Genomic DNA, 6213 nt, shown 5'->3' with positions numbered 1-6213 from the left:
GGGCGGCTGGTCCTCGAACAAGGGGCGCGGCTGACCCTGCACGCTGCCGGCCAGGGCCAGCCAGATGCAGCAGGCCAGCAGCCAGGGTGCCGTCGAGCGATGCTCTCTCACTGGGCCAGCCGTTCCGCCGGGACGACCGCCTCGACCGGCTGCCGCGGCGCCGGGACGTCCCAGAACATCAGAAAGGCGATGCCGCCCAGCACGGCCGCGATCAGGATCACGAGCAACGCCCGTCCGAATGCCGCCATCGTTCCGCGTGGATCCCGCGCGTGTGGTTTTCGTCCAGGCCGGGCTTGCCGTCAGTGGCCTTCGCCGGTTTATATAGGCGACGCTCCGCCCGTTCAACGCTGACACGAATGACCAACCACGAAGCGCACCCAGAAGCTGCGCTCCCTTCCGAAACGCCGCCAGCCCGCCGCCTGAAGCTGACCTGCCATGTCGTGCTGGTCGGACTGATGGGTGCTGGCAAGTCCGCCGTCGGCCGGCGGATGGCGGCGATCCTGCATGCACCGTTCATCGATGCCGACGACGCGATCGTGGAGGCGGCCGGCATGTCGGTGCCGGACATCTTCGCTAGCCACGGCGAGGCTGAGTTCCGGGCGCTGGAGCGGCGGGTGATCGCCCGCCTCCTGGCCGGCCCGCCCCACGTCCTGGCGCTCGGCGGCGGTGCCTTCGTCGACCCGCTCACCCGCGAGCGGGTGCGCGCCAGCGGCTTCTCGGTCTGGCTGCGCGCCGAACTCGACACGCTGGTCGCCCGCACCGTGCGCAAGAAGGGCAGTCGGCCGCTGCTGGAGACGGGCGACCCGCGCACGATCCTGGCCGAGCTAATGGAGCGGCGGCATCCGGTCTATGCCGAGGCGGCCATGGTGATCGACAGCGGCGACCAGCCAGTCGACCGGCTGGTCCACGAGCTGATCGGCCGGCTGGCCGAGGCGGGGGTGCTGGCGTGAGTTCTGGGGTGATTGCCGAGGCCACCGGTACGGTGCGCGTGCCGCTGGGCGAGCGCGGCTATGATGTGCGGATCGCGCCAGGCCTGCTGGACCGGGCCGGTAGGGAGCTGGAAGGGCTCCTGCCGTCGGACCGGCTGGTGATCGTCACCGACCTGACCATGGCGGGCACCCCGCATCTGCCGCGCCTGGAAGCCTCGCTGGCCCAGGCCGGCCTGACGACGCGCACGGTGACGGTGCCGGCGGGCGAGGCGAGCAAGAGCTTCGGCGTGTTCGCGCAGCTCTGCGAGGCGGTGCTGGCGCCGGGCATCGACCGCAAGACCACCATCCTGGCGCTGGGTGGCGGGGTGGTGGGTGACCTCGCGGGCTTCGCCGCGGCGACGCTCTTGCGCGGCCTGCCTTTCGTGCAGGTGCCGACCACGCTCCTGGCCCAGGTCGACAGCAGCGTGGGTGGCAAGACCGGCATCAATGCCGAGGCCGGCAAGAACCTGGTGGGCGCCTTCCACCAGCCCAGGCGGGTGCTGATCGATCCCACCACGCTCGACACGCTGCCCCTGCGCGAGCTGCAGGCCGGCTATGCCGAGGTCGCGAAATACGGGCTGATCCGCGATGCAGGGTTCTTCGCCTGGCTGGAGGAGCATGGCCGGGGCGTGATCGAGGGCGACCAGGCGGCGCGCGCCTTCGCGATCGAGCGGTCCTGCGCGATCAAGGCGGAGATCGTCGGCGACGACGAGTTCGAGACCAAGGGCGGCCGTGCCCTCCTGAACTTCGGCCACACCTTCGCCCATGCTTATGAGAACCTCACCGGCTATGGCAGCCGGCTGCTCCATGGCGAGGCAGTCGGCATCGGCATGGTCCAGGCGACCGAGCTGTCGGTGCGCTCCGGGCATCTGCCGGCGGAGACCACGGACCGGGTGCGCCGTCACCTCCGGGAACTCGGGCTGAAGACGGCGCCGGGCGAGGTGACCAACCAGGGCTTTGCCGCCGAGGCGATGCTGACGGCGATGCGGCGGGACAAGAAGGCCAGCCAGGGCCGGATCACCTTCGTGCTGCTCCAGCGCCTGGGCCAGGCCTTCACCAGCGACCAGGTCGACGCGGCGGTGCTCCAGGACCTGCTGGAACGGCCGGTGTGAGCCAGGGCGGCATCCGGCTCGAGGCGGCAAGGCTGGCGCTCCGCCCGCCCGACCTGGCCGACGTGCCCGAGATGTTCGCCGCGATCACGCCGGACCTGACCCGCTATCTCAGCTTCGACCCGCCGCCCTCGGTGGAGGTGCTGGCCGACATCGTCGCCTCCTGGCGGCAGGGCCAGATGGCGGGCGACAACCTGCATTTCGCCCTGCGCTCGCGCGAGGACGGCACGTTCGTCGGCATGTCCGGCCTCCATGCGCTGCGCACACCCGAACCGGAGATCGGGATCTGGATCCGGGAGTCGCTGCACGGCCGGGGCCTGGGCCAGGAGGCGGTTGCGAGGCTGGCCGGGTTCGCTTTCCGGGAACTCGGCGTCCCGAGCCTGCTCTACCCGGTCGCCGTGGCCAATCTGCCGAGCCGGCGGCTGGTGGAGGGGCTGGGCGGCGTGCCGTGCGGCAGCCGCTCCCATCGCAAGTATGAGGCCGTGGTGTACCGGCTGACCCGGGAGAAGCTGCCAGGATGAGCGGGATGTTCGACCTTTCCGGCAAGGTGGCGCTCGTCACCGGTGGCTCGCGCGGGATCGGTGCGGCGCTGGCGCGGGGCCTGGCGGCCGCCGGGGCAGACGTGGCGGTGACCGCGCGGGACGCGGAGCGCCTTGGCGATACCTGCCGGGCGATCGAGGCCCTGGGCCGCCGGGCGTGGGCCACGGCGGTCGATGCCGGCTCGGCGAACAGCATCCAGGCCGGCATCCGGGCACTGGAAGAGCGGACCGGGCCGATCGACATCCTGGTCAACAATGCCGGGATCGAGGAGGTCCGACCCTCTCTGGAGGTGGACGAGGCGCTCTGGGACCGGATCGTCGACACCAACCTGAAGGGTGCCTTCTTCACGGCCCGCGCGGTCGGGCGCGGCATGGCGGAGCGGCGCCAGGGCGTGATCCTGAATCTCGCCTCGCTCACCTCCGAGGTGGGCGTGCCCACCGCCACCCCCTACGGCTCGTCCAAATCCGGCCTGCTGGGCATGGCCCGAGCACTCGCCACCGAATGGGCGCCGCTCGGCATCCGGGTCAACGCGCTGGGGCCGGGCTATTTCCGCACCGCGCTGACCGAGGCGTTCTACGCGGACGAATCCTGGCGGCAGGCGATGCTGCCCAAGATTCCGCAGGGCCGGTTCGGCGAGCTGGACGATCTGGTGGGGCCTGCAGTCTTCCTCTGTTCGGATGCCGCGCGCTACATTACCGGTCAGTGCCTGTACGTCGACGGCGGCTATCTCGCCGCCATCTGAGCGCCGCACAGGAGGAAGGACGATGATCGAGGTCTTCGACCCGCCGAACGTCCACCGTCCGGCATCCGCCTACAGCCAGGGCGCCCTGGTGACGGGGCCGGCGCGCTGGCTGCACATCTCCGGCCAGGTCGGCGTTTGCCTCGACGGCAGCGTGCCCGAGGGCGTGGCGGAGCAGATGGAGCAGACCTGGGACAATCTGTTCGCGGTGCTGGCCCATGCCGGGATGACCCACCGCGACCTGGTGAAGATCACCGTGTTCCTGGTCGACCAGCGCGACGTCAAGCTGTGGCGGCAGATCCGTGACCGGCGGATGCAGGGCCATGCTTGCGCCGCCACGCTGCTGATCGTGCACGGCCTCGCCAGCCCGCAGCTCATGTGCGAGATCGAGGGAATCGCCTGCCAGCCGGCCTGAAGCCATGTTGCCTGATGCCCAATTGTTCGCCGTGTTCCTCGGGGCTGCCCTCCTGCTCGCGGTCACGCCCGGGCCGGACACGATGTTCGTCGCGGCCAACAGCCTGCAGGGCGGGGTGCGCAGCGGGCTGATCGCCTGTCTCGGCATCCTGGTGGGCAATATCGGCCACAGCCTGCTGGCGGCCGTGGGCGTCTCGGCACTCATCGCCGCTTCGCCCATGGCCTTCGACCTGCTGCGCTGGGCGGGCGCCTGCTATCTCGCCTGGATCGGGGCGCAGGCGCTGCGGGCGGCTTGGGCAAACCTGCATGCCGCAGGGCGGCAGGATGCGACAGCGCGTCCGACAAGGGGCGTACCGGCGGGTTGGACCGTGTTTTCCCGCGCTTTGCTGACCAACCTATCGAACCCGAAGGTCATCATGTTCTTCGTGGCCTTCCTGCCCCAGTTCGTCTCGGCCGGGCGCGGCAGCGTGGCGCTGCAGACCCTGGCGCTCGGCCTGACGCTCAATCTGATCGGCATCGCCTGGCTGATGGGGATCGCGCTCTTGACCGGCTGGATGGTCGACCGCTTCGCCAGGGTGCGCTGGGTGACGGTGACGCTCGACGCCCTGTCCGGCCTGTTCTTCGTGGGCCTGGCCGTGAAGCTGTTCCTGACCGAGCGGCGGGCCTGAGCAGAACGCTGCACCCAGGTCGCCTGCATGCTAGGCTCGGCCAAAGGAGGGAGGTGGCGCCATGGCACTCGCGCAGGGGCATGCCCCGATGATGACCGTCACCCAGTTCCAGGCCCGGCCGAATGGGGCCGACGCACGCCATGAGCTGGTGGACGGGGTGGTCCGCATAATGGTGCCGCCGCCGGACGAGCATGGCGAGGTCAGGGCGAATCTGGTGCTGGCGATCCATCCGCGTCTGAAGCCGCCCTGCCGCCTCGTGACCGGAGCCGGCGTCCCTATCGACCAGCGCAACTACTTCCAGGCCGACCTGGTGATCCGCTCCGGCTCGCGTGAGCCGCAAGGCCAGCCCACGCCGCCGGCAGTCGTCATCGAGGTGCTGTCGCCGGCCACCATGCCGTTCGACTTTTCCTGCAAGCTCCTGCGCTACACGGAGCTGCCGAGCGTGCAGGAGATCTGGATGGTCGACAGCAGCCGCGCCTGGGTCCAGGTCTGGCAGCGGCAGGGAGCGCACTGGTCGGTGGCGATGGCATCCGGCTCGGCGCGTTTCGGCTCGGCCTTCCTGGGTGCGGAGATCGCTCTCGATCAGGTGTATGCCGGGATCACTTTCGCCCCGGTGACGGAAGACGACGCAGACGCGGTCGGCCTGTAACAGGCCTCACCAGCAGGTGTAGCCGCCATCCACCAGGAGGATGGTGCCGGTGCAGTAGCTGGCGGCGTCGCTCGCCAGGAACAGCACGGCGTGCGCGATCTCGTCCGGCTCGGCGAAGCGCTTCATCGGCGTCATCTCCTCCCAAACCTCGACCCATTCGCGCTTGCTCAGGCCGAGCTTGGTCATCTCGGTGAGCGTGTAGCCGGGTGCCACCGCGTTCACCCGGATGCGCAGCGGCGCCAGCTCCACCGCCATCGACTTCACCATCTGGTGCACCGCGGCCTTGCTGGCGTTGTAATGGGCCTGGGGCTGCGGCTTGTCGACGGTGAAGCCGGAGTTCGAGCCGATCGCGACGATGCTGCCGCCGCCATGCTTCGCCATGTGCCGGGCGAACGCCTGGTTGGTGAAGAACATGGCGTTCACGTTGACGTCCTGGACGTTCCGCCATTCGTCGGGCGGAATCTCCAGCACGTCGGTATTCGGGTTGATGCCGACGCAGTTCACCAGGATGTCGATCCGGCCGAACTCGGCGGCGATCTGGTCGACCAGTGCGGTCGAGGCGGCGGGATCGCGCAGGTCGGCCGGATAGAAGGTGGCGCGCCGGCCTTCGGTTGCGACCTTTTCCGCCGCGGAAGGCCCGAGCTCGGCGTTCAGGTCGATCAGGGCGAGGTCGGCGCCGGCACCGCTCAGGAGCTCGGCCACGGCAAAGCCGATGCCGCGCGCCGCACCCGTCACGGCGGCGACCTTGCCATCCAGGCGGAACCGGGCCAGCGCGTCCATCTCCATTCTCCTCTATGCTCGAATCAGGAACCCGGGACGAACGGCTTCGGGTCCATGAAGCGCTCGAGCACGTTCCAGGTGATCCGCGATACGTTGTTGTCGCAATTGTTCGGCAGGAGCGAGCCGCACCAGGCGATCGAGCCGGTGGCGAAGATCGCACCGCCCGACGGCGTCTCGCAGAACGCCATGTCGGCGCGCACCTGGTCGTTCTGGTCGCCGCCGAGTGCCGGCGGGACCACGCCGAACTCCTCGTTGACGAGCTGCATCATCGAGCTGTGCCCTTCCGAGGAGGCCAGGCGCAGGACGTTGGGCGGCGAGCCCAGGTCGGTGTTGATGCAGTCCAGCT

General features: G+C 69.7%; 10 protein-coding genes. 7 read left to right on the top strand and 3 right to left on the bottom strand.

Going from position 1 to position 6213, the window contains the following annotated elements:
- Positions 1-107 precede the first annotated feature (107 nt).
- Positions 108-248 (bottom strand): hypothetical protein, encoded by a 141-nt coding sequence (locus EQG76_RS31770; RefSeq protein ID WP_200840957.1) that lies wholly within the window; start codon positions 246-248, stop codon positions 108-110.
- A gap of 108 nt (positions 249-356) precedes the next feature.
- Between EQG76_RS31770 and EQG76_RS19810 the strand changes: the two genes are divergently transcribed.
- The 7 genes from EQG76_RS19810 (at position 357) to EQG76_RS19780 (ending at position 5087) form a co-directional block, all read left to right on the top strand.
- Entirely contained in the window at positions 357-950 is a 594-nt protein-coding gene (locus EQG76_RS19810; protein WP_159716079.1) for a shikimate kinase, read from the top strand.
- Positions 947-2080: a 3-dehydroquinate synthase gene (aroB, locus tag EQG76_RS19805; protein ID WP_159716078.1), complete on the top strand. Its 1134-nt coding sequence runs from the start codon at positions 947-949 to the stop codon at positions 2078-2080. The genes EQG76_RS19810 and aroB overlap by 4 nt, the downstream gene beginning before the upstream one ends.
- The gene (locus tag EQG76_RS19800) at positions 2077-2598 is read left to right on the top strand and encodes a GNAT family N-acetyltransferase (RefSeq protein ID WP_200840956.1); all 522 of its coding nucleotides are present in this window, start codon (positions 2077-2079) and stop codon (positions 2596-2598) included. The genes aroB and EQG76_RS19800 overlap by 4 nt, the downstream gene beginning before the upstream one ends.
- Positions 2595-3359: an SDR family NAD(P)-dependent oxidoreductase gene (locus EQG76_RS19795; RefSeq protein ID WP_159716077.1), complete on the top strand. Its 765-nt coding sequence runs from the start codon at positions 2595-2597 to the stop codon at positions 3357-3359. Before EQG76_RS19800 ends, EQG76_RS19795 begins: the two co-directional genes overlap by 4 nt.
- Positions 3360-3381: 22 nt before the next feature.
- Positions 3382-3771 carry a RidA family protein gene (locus EQG76_RS19790; protein ID WP_159716076.1) on the top strand — a complete coding sequence of 130 codons (390 nt, stop codon included), beginning with the start codon at positions 3382-3384 and terminating at the stop codon, positions 3769-3771.
- Positions 3772-3775: 4 nt separating this feature from the next.
- Positions 3776-4438 (top strand): LysE family translocator, encoded by a 663-nt coding sequence (locus EQG76_RS19785; RefSeq protein WP_159716075.1) that lies wholly within the window; start codon positions 3776-3778, stop codon positions 4436-4438.
- Between the two features lie 61 nt (positions 4439-4499).
- Positions 4500-5087 carry a Uma2 family endonuclease gene (locus tag EQG76_RS19780; RefSeq protein WP_159716074.1) on the top strand — a complete coding sequence of 196 codons (588 nt, stop codon included), beginning with the start codon at positions 4500-4502 and terminating at the stop codon, positions 5085-5087.
- 6 nt (positions 5088-5093) lie between these two features.
- Here EQG76_RS19780 and EQG76_RS19775 read toward each other — a convergent pair whose 3' ends face one another.
- Together EQG76_RS19775 and EQG76_RS19770 are read right to left on the bottom strand one after the other, a co-directional pair.
- Positions 5094-5867 carry an SDR family NAD(P)-dependent oxidoreductase gene (locus EQG76_RS19775; RefSeq protein WP_159716073.1) on the bottom strand — a complete coding sequence of 258 codons (774 nt, stop codon included), beginning with the start codon at positions 5865-5867 and terminating at the stop codon, positions 5094-5096.
- A 23-nt stretch (positions 5868-5890) separates the two neighbouring features.
- On the bottom strand, positions 5891-6213 hold a 323-nt coding region (locus EQG76_RS19770), incomplete at its 5' end, for a N,N-dimethylformamidase beta subunit family domain-containing protein (RefSeq protein ID WP_321573490.1).

Source organism: Geminicoccus flavidas (assembly GCF_009806515.1).
In the GTDB taxonomy this organism is placed as follows: Bacteria; Pseudomonadota; Alphaproteobacteria; order Geminicoccales; family Geminicoccaceae; genus Geminicoccus; species Geminicoccus flavidus.
Note: the sequence above shows the minus strand (reverse complement) of the source record. Positions and strands in the feature narration are given on the sequence as shown.

Bases quoted from the DNA above. Each gene is read 5' to 3' on its own strand.
- EQG76_RS31770 (WP_200840957.1), bottom strand. From the start codon at position 248: ATGGCGGCATTCGGACGGGCGTTGCTCGTGATCCTGATCGCGGCCGTG.
- EQG76_RS19810 (WP_159716079.1), top strand. From the start codon at position 357: ATGACCAACCACGAAGCGCACCCAGAAGCTGCGCTCCCTTCCGAAACG.
- EQG76_RS19795 (WP_159716077.1), top strand. From the start codon at position 2,595: ATGAGCGGGATGTTCGACCTTTCCGGCAAGGTGGCGCTCGTCACCGGT.
- EQG76_RS19790 (WP_159716076.1), top strand. From the start codon at position 3,382: ATGATCGAGGTCTTCGACCCGCCGAACGTCCACCGTCCGGCATCCGCC.
- EQG76_RS19785 (WP_159716075.1), top strand. From the start codon at position 3,776: ATGTTGCCTGATGCCCAATTGTTCGCCGTGTTCCTCGGGGCTGCCCTC.
- EQG76_RS19780 (WP_159716074.1), top strand. From the start codon at position 4,500: ATGGCACTCGCGCAGGGGCATGCCCCGATGATGACCGTCACCCAGTTC.
- EQG76_RS19775 (WP_159716073.1), bottom strand. From the start codon at position 5,867: ATGGACGCGCTGGCCCGGTTCCGCCTGGATGGCAAGGTCGCCGCCGTG.